This window comes from Aliivibrio sp. S4MY1, from assembly GCF_028765545.1.
Classification (GTDB): Bacteria; Pseudomonadota; Gammaproteobacteria; order Enterobacterales; family Vibrionaceae; genus Aliivibrio.
In genome coordinates this window covers 48,343-70,506 of sequence record NZ_JARACP010000008.1, presented here as the reverse complement: position 1 = coordinate 70,506, position 22,164 = coordinate 48,343, and the positions used below count along the sequence as shown (strand labels likewise).

Genomic DNA, 22,164 nt, shown 5'->3' with positions numbered 1-22,164 from the left:
CGGCTATTATTTTAGCTTTGAGCCCTTTATATTCATGACCACGACGACAGCACCAGCCAACTTTGCAGAACTTGGCCTTATTTCACCATTGTTAGCACGATTAACAGAGCTGGAATATCAACAGCCAACGCCTATTCAAGCACAAGCTATCCCAAGTGTATTAGCCGGACGTGATTTAATTGCAGGAGCAAATACAGGCTCAGGTAAAACAGCAACGTTCGCATTGCCTATGTTGCAGCAAATTTTTGAGCAGCAGTCAGGGAAACCCCACAGCAATAAAGGCAATTATGTTACTGGCCTTATCTTAGTTCCTACTCGTGAGCTTGCACAACAAGTCGCTGATAGTATCAAATCATATTCCGCGCATTTTAATGGTGCGATTAAAACGGTGTCTGTGTTTGGTGGTGTATCTGTTAATAAACAAATGCTAAACCTTCGTGGTGGTTGCGACATTTTAGTTGCAACGCCAGGTCGATTACTAGATTTGATCTCAAGTAATGCTATTAAGTTAGACCAAGTAAAAACCTTAGTACTTGATGAAGCCGATAGAATGCTAAGTCTAGGTTTTACTGAAGAATTGTCTCAGCTATTAGCGTTAGCGCCAAAGCAAAAACAAACACTGTTATTTTCAGCAACGTTTCCAGAAGAAGTAGAAACGTTAACTCAGGCGTTACTCACTAATCCGGTAGAGTTGCAATTACAAAGTGCAGACGCAAGTACCTTAGTGCAGCGCGTATTTACTGTTAATAAGGGTGAAAAAACAGCCGTATTAGCGCATTTGATTCATCAACAGCAATGGCGACAAGCACTTATTTTTGTCAACGCTAAAAACGGTTGTAATCACCTAGCCGATAAACTGTCAAAGCGTGGAATTACTGCAGAGGTATTCCATGGTGATAAAGGTCAGGGCGCTCGTAGCCGTGTTCTTGAAGGTTTTAAAGCGGGTGAGATTGATGTACTGATTGCTACAGATATTGCCGCTCGTGGTTTAGATATTGAAAAACTGCCAGTGGTTATCAATTTTGATTTACCAAGAAGCCCAGCAGATTACATGCACCGTATTGGTCGAAGTGGTCGTGCTGGTGAGGTAGGCCTAGCATTATCATTAATCGATTATGAAGATTACCATCACTTTAAAATCATTGAAAAGAAAAACAAGATCCGACTTGATCGTGAGCAAGTAGAGGGCTTTGAAGTAGATGAAGAGATCACAGAAGCCTTGTTAGAAGCGATTAAACCAGTCGCAAAACCAGAAGGCAAAGGCAAGAAGAACAAAAGAAAATACCCAGATAACTGGTAATAAATAGATCATCTAATTAGTTCCATTGGTATTATTAAAAACACTCGACATTTCATATTGTCGAGTGTTTTTCTATAGTTAAGAATTTTCCTAACTTGGGAGTGCTTGTGAGAAAATTTTATACAACGGAAGGAAATACGTCTTCCAAAAAACAAAAAGAAGCCTATCCTGTACTTGCACTGTGTGAAAACTGTGTGGGTCAATACACGGTCATTAGTGAAGGTGAGAGAACTTATGATGAATGTGTAAAGTGTGGCGCTGACGATTAACTACAGTGTTCTAATTTACGGTTTAATCAATTATCAGAAATAGAATGATAAAGTAAGGAAATAAAATGAGCGCAATTGGTAATTTAATTTGGTTCCTTTTTGGTGGCGTATTCATGGGTCTAGCATGGTGCTTTTTTGGTGTATTAGCCTTTATTAGTATCATTGGTATTCCATGGGGAAGAGCGTGTTTTGTTATTGCTGGTTTTTCTTTTTTCCCGTTTGGTAAAGAAGCGATTTATCGTGATGAATTAACCCGAAACGAAGACATAGGCACAGGTAGCCTTGGTTTTATTGGTAATGTTCTGTGGTTTATTTTTGCAGGTTTTTGGTTAGCGATAGGCCATGTAATGTCAGCGGTAGCTTGTTTTGTGACGATTATTGGTATTCCATTTGCAATTCAGCACTTGAAGCTTGCTGTGATCTCAATTGCACCTATTGGGCAAACAATTGTTGATAAAGAAATTGCAGCAGCGGCTCGTCGTGCTAATGCAGACGCAGAAGTAAATAAGTGGCGATAAATATAATATTAAATAGTGTCGATAATGTAACTCTAGTTATCGATGCTATTTATTTTGATATAAATCATTAAATATTACTGTAGTCTTTTTTATTTAAATTGAAGAAAGGCAGATTAATATTGTTGAAATTGCGAAAGATAATACAAAACGACGATATTAATTTATAAAACGCAACGGTTACTGATAATAATGTGTGATGATATTGATTCAATAACATGTTATGTATTATTCGTGTAATGAGGTGCATTATGACAGAGATGGCAATATCAAGTTATCTTGGCTGGTTGTTTTTATTACTGATTATTTATCCTTTTGCTTTAGTTGTTATTAATATTGTATGTTATGAACCCTCTAGAAAGAAGGCGACTTTTGGGTTTAATATAATCTGTTTGTTATTAGCCGCTTTTCTTTTGGCTATGCATATGAATATAGAAATTATTTATGGAAAAGAATTACTGGATGCTTGGTATAGTGCTAATCCTGATGAATAATACAATATTGATATAGTTAGCATCAAGGTCACAGCAGCAAACTACTACCGCTTAGTTTCTATTAAATTGAGAACGACCTCATTTTCTACTTGCCAGAGGCTAAATTTTAACTAAAATCGCGCAATATTTATTTGGTAGTGATTAATTAATGAAAACGCTAATAGCTAGCTCTATGTTAGCATCGTCAATGATATTAACAGGCTGCGTTACTTTCCCAACTCAAGAATCAGAAAAAGTAGATGTGATCTGGGATGAAGTTGACGTAGTTAAAGATTGTCAACGTTTGGGGATTGTATTTGGCTCAGAAGGCCATTTTTATGATTACTGGCTGCACGCCGATAAGGATATGGTTTGGGGTACATTAAACCAAATGCGAATTAAAGCAGCAGCATTAGGCGCGGATACATTGTATCTATATCAGTCTTTAGATTTTTCAAGCTCTGTTACTATGTTTGGCAACGCTTATTTATGTAAACAATTAGCAGAAAGTACAGTTCAAGTTAAATAGATATACTGATAAAAAAGCATCCATAGATTTTTAATATGGATGCTTTTTTATTTATCTTTCGGAAGGCTCTGAGATTTGATAAAGCTTCTGATCCCCACAAGTCGTTTTACAATTACACACTTTATTCACTCCCACGTTATTCAGCCCACCGCAGCTTCCTTGGATCGCCTTACGTCCAAATATAACGCCTAATGCCATTAATAAAATGGTAAGAATAAACACAATAAAAGTAATTAGTAGGGTACTCATTATTCAGTCTCCGTTTGGAGCATTAAAGCCTGACCATTAACCAAGCAACTGCTTACTTTAAATCTTGCTTGTTTAACTATGTTGCCGAAGGTTTGTCTAGATACCATCATCTGATCGGCTGCGTCTTGTTGACTTAACCCTTCAAAATCAGCCAATCTCAATGCTTCTAATTCTTCAGCAAGTAGTTGAACTTGCGGTAGTTCTGCTGTTGGTACGCCATTAGGTTTAAAGCAACTGTATGGTGCTCTACTACAAATACGACGACACTTTTTAGGTCTAGCCATCAATGCTCTCCATTAAATACAAGCAAAGTATAGGCTTGTTAATAGCATATGCCAATAATTATTTTTGGCATATGCCATTAACTAGGTTCGTTAAGATTAAAAAATAATCATGGCGTGTATTTTCTTTACTTAGATCAAGTTGGTAATAGAAGTGGTTAGGACAACGCGATTTTTATTCGTTACTATGCGTCTTAATTAGAATAAATAATGGTTGAAAAGATAATGAAAATTTCTGTTGATGGTGGCTCTTTTAAAGTGGCAGTTGAAACTGAATATGAAGGGTTAGTTGCTGAATCAACTAAAATTTTTCATAGCACTCGTGAGCAAGCGGGATCAAACGATAAAGCGATTTTGCGTTTTCTACAAATTATCATTGAACATCGTGAAGACAATGATGCTATTGGGTATGCATCAATGGGGTTATTAGGTTGGTATAACGAAGTTATTTATGCTGTTGAAGATAAAGACATTACGCTAAATTTGCCTAAGATTTTACCACATCTATTAAATCCATCGGGTGATCTTACGGCTACTAGCGCGACTGAAATGAACACGTTTAAGCATTAATATTACCGATGAGCCAAGCTGAAATCCAAAAAATCATTGCTAGCTTTACTTCAGTAGAGCAGATTCTTGGACATTTTGATATTGAGTTTGACAGTAAGTTTATCAATGAATATCGAGTGCCATTAATGAAACGGATTAATGGTAACTTGCTGCTTGCGAAACCAGATGATTGGTTTTCGGCTCGTCGCGCATTAAGAAATGCCTATTGTAAGATTCAAAGAGGACTGTTAGACCCCCACACTCGCTCAGCGTGTCGTGGTTGTACTACGTGCATTCGTCGATAATCTCACCATTTTTATGTATACAAAAAGCCCTCAATGTTAATCCATCGAGGGCTTTCATTTATTAACTTAACGATTCAATTATTTCACGTTTAAGCTGTTCATTTGTTGCTGTAGTTTATCCAGTTGCTGCATTTTCCCTTTAAGCTGCAAGGATTCTGATGTAATTGTTGCAGGGTTCATAATTGTCCCATTTTGCATCGGGTAATCAGGCAGCGTTGAGAAAAAGTCACCTAATACGTCTTGAATAGGGACAAATAACCACATGTTATCTGCCATCCAACGTAAGTACATTGCTGATTCATGTGGCGCTTTTTCAAATGGGTCAGCACGTAGGTGGATAATTTGAGGCCAGTTTGGCTCTAGACGTACCGCGTTAGAAATATTACCTTCCATTACCGCAAAGTTTAATTTCCAATCCTGCCAGCGAACTGCGTTTAACTCGCCATTTGCAGTGAAGTAAAGTAGGGATTCACGAGGGCCTTTATCTGTCTTTCCTTCAAAGTACGGTTTGAAATCGTAACCATCAATATGAACTTTGAATTCTTTGCCATTGGCTTTGTAGCCTTTAGCTAGCTTTTCTTTCACATTAGGAACGCCAGCCGCATCAAGCAATGTTGGAAGCCAATCTTGGTGCGCCATCATTTCATTGATTTTAGTGCCCGGTTCGATAGTTCCCGGCCAACGAACAAGTTGTGGAACGCGCATACCGCCTTCCCATGTTGTACCTTTCTCACCATGGAATGGAGTTGCACCACCATCAGGCCATGTTGCTGTTTCTGCACCGTTATCGGTTGAATAAATAACAATGGTGTTATCGGCAATGCCAAGATCATCTAGTTTATCTAGTAAGATACCGACATGATCATCGTGCTCAAGCATACCATCAGCATAAATACTGATGCCTGATGCTCCTTGGTATTTCTCTTGCAGACGAGTCCATACATGCATACGAGTAGTGTTATGCCAGATAAAGAAAGGCTTATCCGCTTTAACGGCTTTTTCCATGAATGCGAGCGTTGCATCTAAGAACTCTTCATCGGCGTGTTCCATACGTTTACGCGTCATCGGACCTGTATCTTCAATCTTGCCATCGGCATACGATTTAATCACACCACGAGGACCGTAGTTTTTACGGAATTCAGGGTCTTTAGGGTAGTAGTAAGTCTCAGGTTCTTCTTCTGCGTTTAAGTGGTAAAGATTACCAAAGAACTCGTCAAAACCGTGGTTAGTTGGTAAATGTTTATCTTGATCGCCAAGATGGTTTTTACCAAATTGAGCCGACATATAACCTTGATCTTTCAATAGATCCGCAATGGTTGGTGCCCAATCAGGAATACCGTGATCAGAGCCAGGCATACCAACGGTCAATAACCCGGTTCGAAATGGTTCTTGACCTGTAATGAAAGCAGAACGTCCAGCAGTACAAGATTGTTGACCATAGTGATCAGTAAAAAGGGCACCTTCGTTTGCAATACGGTCAATGTTTGGGGTTTCGTAACCCATCATGCCTTGGTTATAAGCACTGATATTCCAGTAACCAACATCATCGCCAAAAATAGCGAGTATGTTTGGTTGAGATGCAGCCATCACTGTGCCTGAGGTGGCAAGTAGGCCAACGCCAACAGCAATCTTACTTAAATTATGTCCCATGAAGAACTCCAATTAGTTGCGATTAATTGCCTGTACTCTAAGTGAGAAATAATGTTTCGTCGCTTTATAGCAGTTATAACCAATGGTTATTTTTAACTTAAATTATTGTATTTAAATAGTTATTTGCAAAGTGTAGTTAAAGTCTAATTGAGAGATTGATCAGAAATACGATATATATTTTAGAATGATGAAGAAAAGGAATAGAGACCATTGGCATAAAATTGAATAAAAAAGATACACAAAATTAGATTCTGCTTGTTTTATAGACTATATATTTAATCGTTACTGCTTTTAAATAAACAGGAGGTTATATGAGGTTGAAACAAGGAACAAAACGCAGGTTAGGTATTTTAAGTGCGGTATTGATGGGGGCTTCTGGCTATACCCTTGCTGCCGAAAAGCCCAATATTTTAGTAATTTGGGGCGATGATATCGGTCAATCAAATATCAGTGCGTATACCTTTGGTTTGATGGGATACAAAACTCCCAATATTGATAGCATAGCAAAAGAAGGGATGATGTTTACCGACTACTACGCAGAGCAATCGTGTACTGCTGGTCGTTCAACGTTTATAACTGGACAAAGTGTATTACGAACTGGTCTAAGTAAAGTCGGTTTGCCGGGCGCTGATATTGGTTTACAAGCTGAAGATGCAACCATTGCAGAAGTACTAAAACCAATGGGGTACATGACTGGTCAATTTGGCAAAAACCACTTGGGCGATAAAGATGAGTTTCTTCCAACAGCGCATGGTTTTGATGAATTCTTTGGTAATCTTTACCATCTAAATGCGGAAGAAGAACCAGAAAATGTAGATTACCCTAAAGATCCTGAGTTTCGTAAAAAGTTTGGGCCTCGTGGTGTAATAAAATCGTACGCTGATGGCAAGATTGAAGATACCGGACCACTTACTCGTAAGCGTATGGAAACCGTCGATGATGAAACCGTTTCTGCGGCAATTGATTTTATGGGACGTGCAGTGAAAGCAGATAAACCATTCTTTGTATGGTGGAATGCAACTCGAATGCACTTTAGAACTCACGTTAAACCTGAATTACAAGGCTCAACAGGGATCAGTAATTACGCAGATGGTATGGTTGAGCACGATAGTCACGTTGGAGAACTGTTAAAAACGGTAGATAAACTGGGTATTAAAGATAATACGATTGTTTTCTACTCTACGGATAATGGGCCACATATGAACTCATGGCCTGATGCGGGTACAACGCCTTTCCGAAGTGAGAAAAATACCAACTGGGAAGGGGCTTATCGTGTTCCTGCAATGGTTCGTTGGCCGGGTAAAATTGAACCGGGTGTTGTATCTAATGAAATTATGCACCACATGGATTGGCTACCAACGTTTGCTGCTATTGCCGGTAATGATGATATAAAAGATGAATTGAAAAAAGGAACTAAACTTGGTAATAAGAGCTTTAAAAATCATCTAGATGGGTACAATTTTTTACCTTACTTGACAGGTAAAGAGGAGAAAGGCCGCCGTGATGAAATCTTCTACTTTACCGATGATGGCGATTTAGCCGCACTTCGTTATAACAAGTGGAAAGCGGTATTTTTAGAGCAGCGAGTGAATGGCACACTTCAAATTTGGGCTGAACCGTTTGTAGAGCTGCGTATTCCTAAACTGTTTAATTTACGAATGGACCCTTATGAAGTCGCTGATGTAACCTCAAATACATATTACGATTGGGTGCTAGATCGCGCATATATGTTTGTTCCTGCACAAGCTTATGTAGGCGATTTTTTAGCGACATTTGAAGAGTTCCCACCACGTCAAAAAGCAGCAAGTTTTAACCTTGATCAGGTAATGGAAAAGCTGCAACAACCTCACAATAAATAGTGAAAATAAGATAATACTAGGGCTCTTCGGGGCCCTTTTTTATTTCTGCTAGAATTCACATATTCATGAGTCGTAATGGAAAAATCAGTAAATATACTCTATATCTAATGTATTGTTATCTTTAGGATTAGAGATAGAAAATGTATCAATACAAGGATGTATATGAGCAGTAAAATAATCACCTACGCACTTTGTGTTGTATGGATAAGTATTGTTGGTTTTTCATCGAATGTAATTTCTGCTGATTTTGTCGGTAATGAAACGTGTGTGAATTGCCATAAAGAAGAAGTAGAAGCATGGATTGGATCTGATCATGACATGGCAATGAAGCACGCGGATAAAGACAGTGTGTTTGGTGATTTTAATGATGCGAGTTTTGAGTTTGAAGGAAAAACCAATCGCTTTTTTAGAAAAGGCAAAGAGTTCTGGGTCAATATCGAAGGGCCTGATGGGAAGTTCAACGACTATCAAATTAGCTACACGTTTGGGTTTGAACCATTGCAGCAATATATGGTGGAGTTTGACGATGGACGCATCCAATTAATTCCATTCGCTTGGGATTCACGTAGTGCAGAAGAGGGTGGTCAGCGTTGGTACCATCTTTACCCTAATATGAAAAAAACCGATGAGTTTTATTGGACCAATTCAGGACAAAATTGGAACTTCATGTGTGCCGATTGCCACTCGACCGACGTTAAGAAAAATTACGATATAAAGGCAGATACGTATAACACCACATGGTCTGAAATTAATGTTAGCTGTGAGGCGTGTCATGGCCCTGCAAGTGAACACCTAATATGGAGTAATAACCAAGAAGGGGTTACTAATCAACATTATGGTTTTGAGCGAGATTTAAGTAAGTCAGTCAAAGAGTGGGTCTTTAAACAAGGCCACACAACACTGCAACCAAAGCAAATCCAAGCCACTGATCAAATTACCATGTGCGCGCAGTGCCATAGTCGCCGAACCCAATTAAATGAAGGGCAGGCTCATATCAAAGGTGATTCAAAAACATTATTAGATAGCTACCTTCCAAGTTTAATCACTGCTGAGCTTTATCATAATGATGGCCAAATTTACGATGAAGATTATGTTTATGGATCATTTATGCAATCGAAAATGGCGAAAAAAGGGGTTACATGCAGTAATTGTCACGATCCTCATACGACCAAATTAAGCATTCCTGAAGAAGCCATATGCAGTCAGTGTCATATCGCATCAGAATATACGCCAGAAAAACACACGTTCCATGAGACGAATACCGAAGCGTTGCAATGTACGACTTGCCATATGCCAGAGACGACTTACATGGACGTAGATGCAAGGCGTGATCACAGCTGGCAAATACCAAGGCCAGATCTGAGTAAGAACATTGGTACTCCTAATGTCTGCACCCAATGCCATGAAGACAAAGACGACAGTTGGGCCGATAAGCAGGTTGGTCAATGGTTCCCTGATTCTCCGTATCGAAATCAGCAACACTTTGCTGTGGCATTTTACGCATCAAACATTAATTACCGTGGGGCGGGAGATGCCCTGTCATATACAGCACAAGACGCAAAACAAGCGGGTATTATTCGAGGCTCAGCCCTGCAAAGATTAAGTCGTTTTCCGAGCAAGAATACGTTAGTGGCACTTGGTAGAGCGATAAAACATGATGATGAACTTATTCGCTTAGGAGCAGTGCAAGGCTCTGCAGGATACAGCGCTTATGACCGTTGGCAGATCCTTTCTCCATTATTAACCGACAACGTTTTAGCGATCCGCTCAGAAGCCGCAGGAGCATTAGCCGCGTATTGGTCTGATCTTAATCCATTACAAAAAGAGCAATTAATAGCACCATTGAACGAATACATTAACATTCAACTGTTTAATGCAGATCGAGGCTTCGGGCGAACTAACTTGGGTAATGTGTATCGCTCTCAAGGAGAACTAGAAAAAGCAGAGCAAGCTTACTTAGGGGCGATTGAAATTGAACCCTATTTTATTAATAGCTATGTTAATTTAGCAGATATGTATCGCACGCAAGGTAAAGAAGGCAAAGGACTTGAACTGTTAAAAGAAGGAATAAAAGCGCAACCAAATTCAGGGGCTCTGCCTTACAGTGCGGGACTAGCGTTATTGCGATTAGATCAGAAAAAAGAAGCGAGCCAGTATTTTAAAAAAGCGGCTGAGATCGAGAAACAAAACCCTCAATATTGGTATGTGTATGGATTATCGATGGAATCTTTTGATGGAGCCGTTGCCGCGCAAGCCTTAAATCAAGCCTTTGAACTCAGTGGTGATCCACAACATCTATTTGCTCAATGCGACATGCTATTAAAAAATAAGCTCGAAAAAGCAGCGCAATGCATTACTCAATTGGAGCAATACGCTCCGAAAAATGTCATTGATGCATTAAAACAACGCCTTTAATGATGATCGGTATAACCAATAGTTATAGAGCAAGTATTTACAATGAATAGATAAAATTTATCTCGTTAGGATAGGGAGCAAACATGAATCAAACCCAACAGGCAATAAATACATTGATAACACAGGTTGAACAGTCCGTTATTGGTCAGTCTCACGTGGTACGCTCGTTGGTTATTGGGTTATTAACTCAAGGTCATGTACTGCTTGAAGGCCTACCGGGAACCGCTAAAACACGTTCAGTTAAATCATTAGCAGACAACTTACATACCTCGTTTGGGCGGATTCAATTTACACCAGATCTTCTTCCATCGGATGTCACGGGTACTGAGGTGTATCAAGAGTTAAACGGTAAACCACAACTGCATTTTCAACCAGGGCCTATTTTTAACAGCATAGTATTGGCGGATGAAATTAATCGAGCGCCAGCTAAAGTACAAGCGGCATTATTAGAAGCGATGGCGGAAGGAACGATCACCGTTGGCGATCAAACGCACACCTTACCTGAACTCTTCATGGTACTCGCCACACAAAACCCAGTAGAACAAGAGGGTACATATCCATTACCAGAAGCGCAAATGGATCGATTTATCATGAAGGTTTCTGTTGATTATCCTGATGATGAGGCCGAATTAGACATTATACGCCTTGTTCGTGGCGAAGAATCTTCTCAAAAGCAGACAGCGGAAAAAAAGGAGGATAAGTCAGAAAGCGCAGCTAATATTCAGCTTGATCCTTCTGTCGTCATGCAAGCAAGAAGCGAGTTATCTCAAATCGAAGTCTCTGAGATCAGTGAGCGTTATATCGTCGCCTTAATTATGGCAACACGTAAACCTGAGCGTTATAACGAGTCTAATTTATCTCGCTGGATCGAAATAGGCTCAAGCCCTCGAGCGTCGATCTCTCTGGATAAATGTGCGCGAGCTTATGCGTGGTTGCAAGGTCGAGATTACGTAGAGCCTGATGATATACGAGCAATGGCTCATTCTGTGTTGGGGCATCGTGTAACCTTGAGCTACGACGCGTTGGCGGATGGTGTAACGCAAGAGCAAGTCATTAATGAGTTATTGGATCACGTTGTTATTGGGTAGGGCTTTTTATGAAGGATAAAAGTACTGATCCACGAATACATTGTGATTACAGCAAGCTAATTAAACTGCAATCTCAAGCGAGGGCGTTCAGTTTATTACCTAATTTAAAATCAGGCACTGCGTTGTCTGGCCGCCATTCGTCTATTTTTCGGGGGCGAGGTTTAAATTTTGAAGAGCTAAGACATTACCAACTCGGTGATGATATTCGTAATCTGGATTGGAAAGTCACGATGCGAACCGGTAAGCCTCATGTTCGTTCCTATACTGAAGAGAAAGATCGTCATTTTATTATTTGTGTCGATCAACGCAGTAGCATGTACTTCTCATCTGTCGATACCATGAAATCGGTCGTTGCAGCAGAGCTTGCAGCATTAACGGCTTGGCGAATATTACAAGACAGTGATCGAGTGGGGTTTGTTCTTCAATCAACAGAGAAACTGCATTGGTTAACCGCAAAACGATCTCAAGGGGATTTACTCCATCGATTAAAGTTGTTAGCCAATACAAATCAGTCGTTAGATGTGATGAGTAAAGACAGTGATGCGGTGAGTGTCTCTCAATTTGTCACCTTATTAGGACGCCTAAAATTAAAAGAAACGACAATCATCATTTTTAGTGATTGGCATGGCACTACACCGGATGATATTACCCATTTAAAGCACCTTCAAAAGCATAACGACGTACTTGGTGTGCTTATCTCTGATCCTTTTGAATCCCATCTTCCAGCATTACATAACGACTGGGTTGTTGGCGATGGTTCATTGCAAATTAGTATTAATGAGGCAAAGAAGTTTGATTTAGCCAATAAAGGGTTAAGTGAACAGCAAAGTTTAAAAAGAGAACAACTGATCCAACTTATGGCTGCAAAAGGATTGCCTGTTATTGAGACTGATACATCAGGCACTCATATCGAACAATTTAAACGTGCTGTAGGAGGTCGTCGATGAGCCTTCATACACCACCAAGTAGCTATATATTAAGAGATCTGAGTGAAGTAGTTACCCCTGAACATGTCAGCTGGTTTCCTCAAACGTTAGGTTGGAAAATAATCGCAATCGCTTTGGTCGTTTTTAGTCTCTACAAAGCAATAAAATGGGGAAAAAAGTGGTGGGGAAATCGCTATCGTCGTGAAGCGTTAACATTCGTTATTTCCATGAAAGCAAGGCTTGATGAGCAAGCGAAAATGTCGAATGAATCACAAGTGAGTCAGCAAATAACTCATGATCTGTTTGAGGTGATGAAAGCTGCGATTGTTTATCTTAATCCTAAACATGCCCCTATTTTTGGTCATGATTTTCTTTGCGTAATCGACGGTTATTGTCCACAAAGTTTGACCTATTTTGATGATGACATTGGTAAAAGGTGGATGAAAGCGTTAGTTCAGAGTAAAAAACAATTAACCTTTCAAGAGTTACAGCAATTACTCATCTTATGTGAAGCGTGGTTACATCATCATCAGGGAGAAACGAATGTTGGTTGAACAACTTGAATTTGCGAACCCGTATTGGTGGTGGATATTACCATTACCAATGGTTATTTATTGGTTCATTCCTGCTTATCGTACTCGTCAATCTGCGATTAAGGTGCCATTCTTTGATGTGGTTGCTAAAGCCTTAGATGAAACGCCATCTGATGGGGCAAGTCAGCTTACCCCTAGTGTGTGGCAAAAAGCAATTTTGATTTTATCTTGGGGGTTATTGGTTTTAGCATTAACCAAACCGACCATTTTAGGAGAGCCGCAAACCCGTGAACAGCTAGGACGAGATGTAATGGTTGTGGTCGATTTATCAGGGTCAATGGCTGAGCGAGATTTCGTTTCTTCTACTCCAACTGATAATGGTGAGCGCCAATCTATTTCACGTCTAGATGCTGCAAAAGAAGTGCTATCCGATTTTGTGAAAACCAGGAAAGGCGATCGTTTAGGGCTCATTTTGTTTGGTGATGCGGCTTTTGTTCAAACACCATTTACCGCTGATCAAAAAGTTTGGCTTGAATTGCTTAATCAAACCGATGTGGCAATGGCTGGGCAAAGTACCCATTTAGGCGATGCCATTGGTTTAGCGATAAAAGTATTCGAGCAAAGTGGTGACGATGAAACGGCGGTAAAACTAGATAATACGATTGATATAAAACCAAGAGAAAAAGTTGCGATTGTACTAACCGATGGTAATGACACAGGCAGTTATGTTGAACCAATAGATGCGGCAAAAGTCGCCGCTGCGAAAGGGGTTCGTATTCATATGATAGCGATGGGGGACCCAAAAACCGTGGGTGAACAAGCGCTTGATATGGAAGTCATAAATCGAGTGGCTAAATTAGCCGGTGGTAATGCATTTGAGGCGATGAACCGTGACGAATTAAGTTTGGCTTATGATGAAATTGGAAAATTAGAACCGCAATTGTACGAGAGTACGACTTATCGTCTAAAGCAATCAATACATTACTACCCAGTAATGTTGATCGTTATTATGTATTTATTGGCGTTTAGCTTAGTGACTGTTAAACGTTATTTTAAAGCAGGAGAGGCGGATGTTTGATTCTCTTATGTGGCAACAAATCGTTGAGCAGTTTCATTTTATTCGACCTTGGTGGCTATTGGCCTTATTACCTTTTACTTTGTTGGTGTATTTACGTTGGAAGCAGGACAGTAAGAATGAATGGCAAGATGTATTACCTGAGCATTTGCGTTCGGCATTAACCATCAATGATATGGGTTGGAAAAAACAGCTTCCGCTCAAGTTACTTAGTGTCTCTATGCTTATCGCTATTATTGTGTGTGCAGGGCCAACTTGGGAGCGTGAACCGTCCCCGTTTGGTGAAGATAAAGCAGCGTTGTTAATTGTATTAGATAATAGCCCATCTATGTTGCAAAAAGACTTAGCGCCAAGTCGGTTAGAGCGATCTAAACAGAAGATCCGAGATTTACTTAATGAACGAAAAGGTGGAAAAACCGGGCTTGTCGTATTCTCCGGCTCTTCACATTTAGCCATGCCATTAACTAAAGATAACTCTGTTTTTGCTCCGTTTTTAGCCGCAATTCATCCTGATATTATGCCAGTTGAAGGAAAGAGTGCAGAGAGTGCGCTAGCATTAATAGAACCACAACTTGGTGATAACAGCGCAGGAACCGTTTTACTGATCAGTGACGGTGTTAATCCAAAGACGATTCAAGCGTATGAAGAGTATTTTCAAAATAGCTCACATCAACTATTGGTACTGGCGGCTGGCAATAAAGATAGAGTTAGTGATAACCCAATGGATTTATCCTCGTTACAAACGTTAGCGCGAAAAAGCGATGGTAGTGTGGTTGAAGTGACGGTTGATGACCGTGATATTCAATCATTAAACAATAAAATTCAGCGTCATATGCAGTTGAATAATGAGTCAGCGATGCCATGGAAAGACATGGGTTACTATTTACTTTTTTTGGTCGCGTTATTGATGCTTTCATGGTTTAGAAAGGGGTGGTTAGTGAAATGGTGTTTAGTGGGGTGTGTGGTTTTTCCAACCTTATATTCAACGGCGACCTACGCTGAAAACGTGAGTTTAAAAGCTAAAACTGAAGAGCCAGTGAGTACGGTGACATTATGGCAAAAAATCACTGATGGCTGGATGGATTTATGGCTGACAGTAGATCAGCAAGGGCAATGGTATTTCGAACAATCAGACTATTTAAAAGCGGCAAAGCAGTACCAAGACCCACTTAAAAAAGGAACTGCGTATTACTATGCGGGAGAATATCAATTAGCCCACAGCGCATTTTTACAAGTGAAGTCTAATTTAGGCCTGTTTAATGCGGCAAACGCGCTAGCAAGACAAAGAGAATATGTAGCAGCGCGGGATATTTTCCAGGGGTTATTAGCTGATGATATTGATTCAGAATTAAGAGAAAAAACGGAAAATAATTTGTCTGTGATGCAAGGTATTGTCGATGAAGTAAACCGTACCAGTGAAAGCCAAAAAGGAACAACTGACGGTCCAGAAGAGTCGTTTGAGCTAGGAGACGATCAGCCTAAAACAGGGGATGGTGCCGATGAAGAGGTTGATGCCTCTTTAATGACAAAAGAGAGCCTCAATGCCAATGAGATTTTGGGCAGTCAAGAATTAGCCGATAAATGGTTACGTAGAGTTGAGGCTGACCCGAAATATTTTTTACGTGCTAAGTTTCAACTGCAACGATACGAACAAACGCGCAATCACGCAACAGATGCAGTGAAGGAGAAGTGAAGATGACCATTAGTAAATACGGCACAACTCATCTAATGTTCTTCGTTATTATGATAGTTGCGGGTTTCAGCTTTCCAACGCACGCGACATCACCAAATGAGTTAAATAAATCAGACAGAGTAATAATAAAAACGTGGCTTAGTGAGCCAACTAATAAGGAAACATCACTTAAAACGCCTCGCTACGCAGTCAATGAGCAAATCATTCTTTATATTGAAGTAGCGACCCCAAGATGGTTTACCAGCGGTACTCGCATCGCCAATATTGAGATCCCGAATGTTGTCACTAAGCAGCGAAATACGTTAGCGACCAATTTTACTGAAAGAAAAGATGGGATCACTTGGAGCCATCAACGTTGGGAAATTACCTTATACCCGCAAGAGAAAGGGCGCTTTGTGGTGCCTTCTACCGAAGTGAATATCGAGGTGTCCCGTGAGGGAGGCGGTAATGTATCAGGCATCTTATACAGTGCGCCGCAGCAATTTACAGCAGCAATACCATCAGGGTTATTAACAGACGATCAAGCGTGGGTCTCTGGGCGTAATCTAAGCATAGTTCAGCAATGGAATCGCTCAAGTGAGGAGTTAAAAGTCGGAGATACAATAACTCGAACACTTACTATTAGAGGTGAAGATACCTTAGCGATGTTGCTTCCTAGTATAATAGATAGTTCTTCTAACCATGAGTACCAAAGCTATCCGCAGCCCAATCAACTTTCAGACTCTCAAACACGTGGTGATTATTTTTCAGAACGTAAAGAGTCGAGTGTGTATGTGCTGCAAGCAGGAGGTGAGTTCACTTTTCCAACCTATCAATTAACATGGTGGGATTTAGATTCTCAACAACTAAAAACCATAGAGGTAGCAGGAGAAACGGTTAAGGTCTCGCATACATTCCAGTCATGGTTAAAAGCCTATTGGACTTTTATTCTGATAGTATCAGCTAGTGTGATTCTCATTGGTTTTGTTGTGGTACGAATAAGACATTATTATAAAACGCACCCTTTACCTGCGTGGTGGATCTATTCAAGGGCAGTTAAGCATGGTCAATGGAGCCAAGTAAGAGTATTGCTTTATCGTGTATTGCGACAACAGCATCAGCAACTTGAACTTAAAAAGCATTCGCAAGTTGATAAGTGGCAACAGGACTCAACAGATTTTCAAAGCGACAAGATAACAGTGTCACTATCAAGAAGGTTTTGGAAGAAGATAAATGTATTATCGAATCCATTTATTGCTCTTTTTGTTAGACTGAAACCTAAAAGAGCACTTCCTCAGTTAAATAAATACCGAGAGCATTACCTCGCTAAAAACACGGATGTTCAGGAGAAATTACACAAAACTGAAGAATAGCGCTTGTGTCTATTTATCAATGATATACAGTGAAATCAGGATAAATAGACCATGATGGTTATAATGAAAAGTACTGAATTAAATTTAATCCCTATCTTCGTCGCTATTTATGAAGAAAGTAATCTATCAAAAGCGGCTATAAGAATGAATATTAGCCAGCCTGCAGTAAGTAAAGCACTAAAGCGGTTACGTGAAATTTATGATGATTCGCTTTTTCATCGCAGCACAACAGGGGTAGAGCCTACGGTCTTTGCTTCTGATATTTATCCTGCGATGTCTGCGGCACTCAAAAACTTCACTTCAACACTGTCAGCGTCAAGAGAGTTTGATCCTAAAACGTCTAATCGTATCTTTTCTATTGCCGTTGTCTCTACGGTTACTCACTCTTTTATTCCAAGATTGGTACGTCAAATTCGACAGGCTGCGCCACATATTGCGTTAGAAATACATCCTCAATTTACCGAGGACCTTGAAGCTGATTTACGCTTACAGCGATATGATCTAGTCATAGACATGGCTATCCGTGGTAGAACTATGTTGAAATCAGAAGTCGTATATTCTGAAAAACTGATGGTTGTGTGCAGTAAAGATCACCCAAGGATAGGAACGTCCATCTCGCTTGATGAGTTTTTAAAAGAAGAGCACGTGGCAGCAGCTCGTTGGCATAGTCGAAGTAGTTTACTTAATGGGGAAGACATTAAAGAGTTGGAAGCACGTAATATTGTGATTAGAGCCTCAGGTGCATTAGAAATGATGCCTATTATTGGCTCAACAGAGATGATTGGTTTGATGCCCAAATCAGCGGTAGATGGCTTGGGTAACTACTATAATTTAAAAGCGATGGATTTACCGTTTGAGAAACAAGAGCACAATTTATGTACTATTTGGCACCCAAGTCGAACAACGGAAAGTGGACATCGTTGGTTGAGACAGCAAATACAAAAAGTAGCCAAAGCCGAATTTCACGAAATTAAGTAGATTGATACAAAAGTAAAAAAGCAGCCCAATAATAAGGCTGCTTTTTTGATGGCGGTATTTAATGTTGAGTCACTTTTTTCAAAACCTCACCAGTTGCGCCACTTGGTTGCGTGATACCTAAAACATTCGATAAGGTTGGAGCAATGTCGTAAGGGGTAATTTCGCGACTTATTTTTTCATCATCAATATTATATCCAGCAAAGATAACCGGAACATGAGTATCATAACGCCAAGGAGAACCATGTGTTGAGGCTATGGTTAATCCTTCCATGTCATTAATGTAGTTTCTAGGGTTATAAACGACATAAACATCTCCTGATCGCATTGGGTGATAGTTGTTTTTCACCAGTTGCATCGTGTGAGTATTAGGTACTTGGTTCTTCTCAATATCTGAGCTTGTTACCGCATACGCAATGCCTTTCACTTTTAACAGCTCTTCGGCTACTGCTTTTTGTACTTTATCTAACGCTACGTTTTTCTTCTTGATTACCTCATGATTTAAATACACATAAGGTTGAGCATATAAACGAATGGCGTCTTTCTCTAAGCCAAATTCGCTTTTTAAACGCGCAAGTAATTCTGGAGAAATTAGGGTGTTTTGATTGAAATAAGCGGCTTGATTTGCGCCTAACGCATTAACCGTAGCAGGGGCTTCAGGTACACCGTGATCGGCTGAAAGTACAATCAGCGTATTCTTTAATCCGACTTGCTTATCGACTTTTTTAAGTAGGTTGGCAATGGTTTTATCTAATCGAATTAAGTTATCTTCTGTTTCTAAACTTGATGGGCCATACATATGAACCACATAGTCATTTGATGAGAAACTAACCGCAAGGTAATCAGTAAACTTTCCTTTGCCTAAGTTTTCTTCTTTAAGCAGTGTTTCAGCAAAGTCTCCTGTGATCTCATCACCTGCTGGGCTAAGTGTTAGCATGGTGCTGTAGTATTTATAGCTTGCAGGGCCATACGGGTGAGGGAAGGTACGTTTAAATCCTGCAAGGTCAACTTTGTAATCGGGATTGCCTTCTTTTAGAGTATATTTATCTTCTGGTAGTGATAATGCCCATTTTTTACCTGAGTATTGATTAGGTATTTTTTTATCATTCCATGCGGTTACCCATGTTGGGTACTCATCATAATAGTAATTACTGGTCACAAATTCTGATTGTGCTTTAGAGAACCAAAACGCTTTTCCTGAATGACCACCTAATGAAATGGCGCCACGATCTTTTACTGATACTGAGAATATCTTTGATTCACCATTGCTTGCGATTGCTAATTCGTCACTGAATGTAGTAGATAAAATTGGTTCAGGAGAACGACCATCTTGGGTTGCTACTTTTTGAGTCGGGTCGATCTCGGTTGATTTATTTACACCAGCGCCAGAAGTAAGCATGCTGTAATTGCCATCTTCAACGTTATAGACCAAGCGCTCTTCGTTTCTGTCATACCACACATTACCAACCATGCCATGCACACTAGGTGGCGCTCCTGTAGCAAGTGAGACATGTCCAACAATCGTTTCGGTATTTCCGTGTTGGTAATGGGCATTGGTATAATAAGTACCATCTTCCATTAAGTAGCGAAAACCATCTTCGCCAAAGTTCGCTTTGTAGCGTTCTAACAAATCACCACGAAGACCATCTACGGTAATTTGTAAGATGAGTTTAGGGTTATGCTCATTCGCCAGAGCGGTTACTGGTGTCATCAATACTCCAGCGAGTACGAGACAATGTAATGCGTTGTTCTTCATGTTTTTATTCCTTGCCAAAAGAGTAACTTTTTATTGGTAATCTTAAGTGTTGATTACTTTGCATCTCTTACTAAGCGTAGCCCCATATCAGCCATGATGATGGATTGGCTTGCGAAATCTCGACGGTAGTTTTCTGATTCATTTGCCTTATAAGAAAAACTGCTGCCTCGGACTGATTTATGCGCTAAGCCGCTTGCTTCGTCTCGTGCATTGTTTGGATTATCGATTGGTGAGAAACGATAAAAAGTATCGTCATAGGCATCACTAACAAATTCGCCTACATTACCTGTCATGTCATATAAGCCTAGTTCATTGGGTTGCTTCATTCCAACTGGATGCGCTTTATTATTGGCGTTATCTGCAAACCATGCGACGTCATCAATGTTGTTCGAACCACTGTAGGTATAATTTTGGCTTAACTTTCCACCGCGAGCTGCATATTCCCATTCAGCTTCAGTCGGAAGACGGTAAGTTTCACCTGTCAGTTCATTGAGTTTTTCAATAAAGTAATTGGCTTGCTGCCAGCTCAAGTTATTTACGGGAATGTCTGGGGATTGGAAGTAACTGAGAGATGATCCCATTACCGCTTCAAATAATTCCTGAGTGACCTCAAATTTTGATATATAAAAGTCATTAACTGAGACAAGGTGAGCGGGCTTTTCTGCTTTTGTGGCGGATAGAGAGTCTGAGCCCATAAGGTATTCGCCACCTTCAACATAGACCATGGTCTCTTCTATTTTTTGAGTTACAGGGTGTGGTGGCGCCGTTGCACATCCTACCAATGTAAAGCTGAACAAGAGTGGGATGAGTAATGTTTTGGTTTTGGTTAAAAAATAGATTCTAAACATGACATTCTCTACAGTAATGATTGAGTGTTTATCATACAGTGAAAATACTTTCCAAAATGGAATAACGTGTATAACTAATACCACTGTTCTTTTTGTTTATGATGGAGTTAGAACTTACTTATTAACTGGCTATAAAGGGTGGCTAATAGGTTTTTAGGTAAGTTTTTTTCTTAAATCAAACACTCACTATCAATAGGAATCAGTATGATAATTACTCAAGGTCCTCAGTTTCAGGGTAAGGCTTCAAAACGATTACATGTCATGGCAAAACCCATTGGTGCCGTGTGTAATATTGATTGCACGTATTGCTATTATTTAAGTAAAGAGGACTTACTTGAATACAAAAAAGGCTGCTCACCACAAATGGATGACGAGACCTTAGAAACGTATATTCGTCAATACATTGAAGGTCAAAATACCCCTGAAATCATCTTCTCTTGGCAAGGTGGAGAGCCAACATTACTAGGTTTAGGTTACTTTAAGAAAATTGTAGAGTTTCAAAAAAAATATAAGCCAGAAGGGATCATGATTTCTAATGATTTACAAACTAACGGTACCTTATTAACCGATAAGTGGTGTGAGTTTCTTGCCGAAAATAATTTTTTAGTTGGTTTAAGTATTGATGGCCCTGAGCTATTACATAATGCGTACCGTACTAATAAAGCCGGTAGAGGAACCTTTAACCAAGTGATGAAAGCGGTGGATTTGCTGCATAAGCATCAAGTGAAATTTGCGACTTTAACGTGTGTAAATAACTTAACGAGCAGAAATCCATTAGAAGTGTATCGATTCTTACGAGATGTGGTGAAATCGCCGCAAATGCAGTTTATTCCGATTGTTGAACAAAAAACCTTTAGAACAGTAGCGCCACAAACAGAGCAACTGGCTGCACAACTGCGTCAAGGGGATAAGCGCCTTATTCCGGGAAACAAAGAATCAATCATGGAACCTTGGTGTGTTTCAGATGAAGCATGGGGTAATTTCCTAATTACCGTATTTGATGAATGGGCACAGCATGATCTAGGCAAAGTGTTCGTTCAATATTTTGAAGCCAGTGTCGAAACTTGGATGGGGCGTAAAAACCCATTATGTACCTTGGGCGAAATTTGCGGAAAAGGATTAGCAATGGAACACAATGGCGATGTATTTGCGTGTGACCATTATGTTTATCCAGAATATAAAATTGGCAATATCCATACTCAAGAATTAGATGAACTGGCGTACAGTCGTAAACAGCAAGAGTTTGGCTTTGCTAAAGCGAAAACATTAACTACTCAATGCCAGCAATGTGATTATAAATTTGCCTGTCATGGTGAGTGTCCAAAAAATCGATTTATTAAAACACGTGATGGAGAGCCGGGTTTGAATTATCTATGTGCAGGATGGAAAAAATTCTTTGCTCATGCTGATAAATCGATAGCGTATATTTTAAGAATGTTAGGTAACCCTGTTCAACATGGAAAGTTTAGTGATGCGGCTCGACAGCAAGCGCAATCTTCTGCGTTTCCAACTAAGTTTTAATAT

Annotated in this window: 22 protein-coding genes; 17 read left to right on the top strand and 5 right to left on the bottom strand. The window is 39.8% G+C overall.

Going from position 1 to position 22,164, the window contains the following annotated elements; translation table 11 throughout:
- Window positions 1–34 precede the first annotated feature (34 nt).
- The 5 genes from PVK71_RS10555 to PVK71_RS10535 all read left to right on the top strand — a co-directional run bounded on the left by PVK71_RS10555 (window position 35) and on the right by PVK71_RS10535 (window position 3,086).
- Entirely contained in the window at window positions 35–1,300 is a 1,266-nt protein-coding gene (locus PVK71_RS10555; RefSeq protein WP_274418403.1) for a DEAD/DEAH box helicase, read from the top strand.
- A 107-nt stretch (window positions 1,301–1,407) separates the two neighbouring features.
- The gene (locus PVK71_RS10550) at window positions 1,408–1,569 is read left to right on the top strand and encodes a hypothetical protein (protein ID WP_130044605.1); all 162 of its coding nucleotides are present in this window, start codon (window positions 1,408–1,410) and stop codon (window positions 1,567–1,569) included.
- A 65-nt stretch (window positions 1,570–1,634) separates the two neighbouring features.
- A complete protein-coding gene (locus PVK71_RS10545) occupies window positions 1,635–2,087 on the top strand; it encodes a YccF domain-containing protein (RefSeq protein WP_274418402.1) in 453 nt (150 codons plus the stop codon).
- 248 nt (window positions 2,088–2,335) lie between these two features.
- Window positions 2,336–2,578: a hypothetical protein gene (locus tag PVK71_RS10540; RefSeq protein ID WP_274418401.1), complete on the top strand. Its 243-nt coding sequence runs from the start codon at window positions 2,336–2,338 to the stop codon at window positions 2,576–2,578.
- 148 nt (window positions 2,579–2,726) lie between these two features.
- On the top strand, window positions 2,727–3,086 hold the full coding sequence (locus PVK71_RS10535; protein ID WP_274418400.1) for a DUF4156 domain-containing protein: 360 nt from the start codon (window positions 2,727–2,729) through the stop codon (window positions 3,084–3,086).
- A gap of 51 nt (window positions 3,087–3,137) precedes the next feature.
- Here PVK71_RS10535 and nqrM read toward each other — a convergent pair whose 3' ends face one another.
- Window positions 3,138–3,335, bottom strand: coding sequence for a (Na+)-NQR maturation NqrM (nqrM, locus tag PVK71_RS10530; protein WP_130044602.1), 198 nt, complete (start codon window positions 3,333–3,335; stop codon window positions 3,138–3,140).
- Entirely contained in the window at window positions 3,335–3,619 is a 285-nt protein-coding gene (locus tag PVK71_RS10525) for a DUF134 domain-containing protein (RefSeq protein WP_274418398.1), read from the bottom strand. Before PVK71_RS10525 ends, nqrM begins: the two co-directional genes overlap by 1 nt.
- Before the next feature lie 222 nt (window positions 3,620–3,841).
- Here PVK71_RS10525 and PVK71_RS10520 point away from each other — a divergent pair, with 222 nt between their 5' ends.
- Both PVK71_RS10520 and PVK71_RS10515 read left to right on the top strand, forming a co-directional pair.
- Complete coding sequence (locus PVK71_RS10520) at window positions 3,842–4,186, top strand: hypothetical protein (RefSeq protein WP_274418397.1); 345 nt, start codon at window positions 3,842–3,844, stop codon at window positions 4,184–4,186.
- A gap of 8 nt (window positions 4,187–4,194) precedes the next feature.
- Window positions 4,195–4,470 carry a nitrogen fixation protein NifW gene (locus PVK71_RS10515; protein WP_274418396.1) on the top strand — a complete coding sequence of 92 codons (276 nt, stop codon included), beginning with the start codon at window positions 4,195–4,197 and terminating at the stop codon, window positions 4,468–4,470.
- A gap of 78 nt (window positions 4,471–4,548) precedes the next feature.
- Here PVK71_RS10515 and PVK71_RS10510 read toward each other — a convergent pair whose 3' ends face one another.
- The gene (locus tag PVK71_RS10510) at window positions 4,549–6,120 is read right to left on the bottom strand and encodes an arylsulfatase (protein ID WP_130087248.1); all 1,572 of its coding nucleotides are present in this window, start codon (window positions 6,118–6,120) and stop codon (window positions 4,549–4,551) included.
- 311 nt (window positions 6,121–6,431) lie between these two features.
- Between PVK71_RS10510 and PVK71_RS10505 the strand changes: the two genes are divergently transcribed.
- From PVK71_RS10505 to PVK71_RS10465, 9 genes are all read left to right on the top strand, one after another.
- A complete protein-coding gene (locus PVK71_RS10505; RefSeq protein ID WP_274418394.1) occupies window positions 6,432–7,979 on the top strand; it encodes an arylsulfatase in 1,548 nt (515 codons plus the stop codon).
- A 162-nt stretch (window positions 7,980–8,141) separates the two neighbouring features.
- Complete coding sequence (locus PVK71_RS10500; RefSeq protein ID WP_274418393.1) at window positions 8,142–10,394, top strand: multiheme c-type cytochrome; 2,253 nt, start codon at window positions 8,142–8,144, stop codon at window positions 10,392–10,394.
- An 83-nt stretch (window positions 10,395–10,477) separates the two neighbouring features.
- Complete coding sequence (locus PVK71_RS10495; protein WP_274418392.1) at window positions 10,478–11,482, top strand: AAA family ATPase; 1,005 nt, start codon at window positions 10,478–10,480, stop codon at window positions 11,480–11,482.
- Between the two features lie 8 nt (window positions 11,483–11,490).
- Window positions 11,491–12,429, top strand: a complete 939-nt coding sequence (locus PVK71_RS10490; protein ID WP_274418391.1) for a DUF58 domain-containing protein — start codon at window positions 11,491–11,493, stop codon at window positions 12,427–12,429.
- Window positions 12,426–12,962, top strand: coding sequence for a DUF4381 domain-containing protein (locus tag PVK71_RS10485; RefSeq protein WP_274418390.1), 537 nt, complete (start codon window positions 12,426–12,428; stop codon window positions 12,960–12,962). The genes PVK71_RS10490 and PVK71_RS10485 overlap by 4 nt, the downstream gene beginning before the upstream one ends.
- Window positions 12,952–14,019: a VWA domain-containing protein gene (locus PVK71_RS10480; protein ID WP_274418389.1), complete on the top strand. Its 1,068-nt coding sequence runs from the start codon at window positions 12,952–12,954 to the stop codon at window positions 14,017–14,019. Before PVK71_RS10485 ends, PVK71_RS10480 begins: the two co-directional genes overlap by 11 nt.
- Window positions 14,012–15,709: a vWA domain-containing protein gene (locus PVK71_RS10475; RefSeq protein ID WP_274418388.1), complete on the top strand. Its 1,698-nt coding sequence runs from the start codon at window positions 14,012–14,014 to the stop codon at window positions 15,707–15,709. The genes PVK71_RS10480 and PVK71_RS10475 overlap by 8 nt, the downstream gene beginning before the upstream one ends.
- A gap of 2 nt (window positions 15,710–15,711) precedes the next feature.
- Window positions 15,712–17,061, top strand: coding sequence for a hypothetical protein (locus tag PVK71_RS10470; RefSeq protein ID WP_274418387.1), 1,350 nt, complete (start codon window positions 15,712–15,714; stop codon window positions 17,059–17,061).
- 63 nt (window positions 17,062–17,124) lie between these two features.
- The gene (locus tag PVK71_RS10465; protein WP_274418564.1) at window positions 17,125–18,039 is read left to right on the top strand and encodes a LysR family transcriptional regulator; all 915 of its coding nucleotides are present in this window, start codon (window positions 17,125–17,127) and stop codon (window positions 18,037–18,039) included.
- Between the two features lie 58 nt (window positions 18,040–18,097).
- Here the strand turns inward: PVK71_RS10465 and PVK71_RS10460 are convergent, their stop codons facing one another.
- Together PVK71_RS10460 and PVK71_RS10455 are read right to left on the bottom strand one after the other, a co-directional pair.
- Complete coding sequence (locus tag PVK71_RS10460) at window positions 18,098–19,792, bottom strand: alkaline phosphatase family protein (RefSeq protein WP_443111710.1); 1,695 nt, start codon at window positions 19,790–19,792, stop codon at window positions 18,098–18,100.
- A gap of 53 nt (window positions 19,793–19,845) precedes the next feature.
- Window positions 19,846–20,631 (bottom strand): formylglycine-generating enzyme family protein, encoded by a 786-nt coding sequence (locus PVK71_RS10455; RefSeq protein ID WP_443111711.1) that lies wholly within the window; start codon window positions 20,629–20,631, stop codon window positions 19,846–19,848.
- Between the two features lie 213 nt (window positions 20,632–20,844).
- On the opposite strand from PVK71_RS10455, the gene PVK71_RS10450 reads away from it, so the two are divergent.
- The gene (locus PVK71_RS10450; RefSeq protein WP_274418385.1) at window positions 20,845–22,161 is read left to right on the top strand and encodes an anaerobic sulfatase maturase; all 1,317 of its coding nucleotides are present in this window, start codon (window positions 20,845–20,847) and stop codon (window positions 22,159–22,161) included.
- Window positions 22,162–22,164 lie beyond the last annotated feature (3 nt).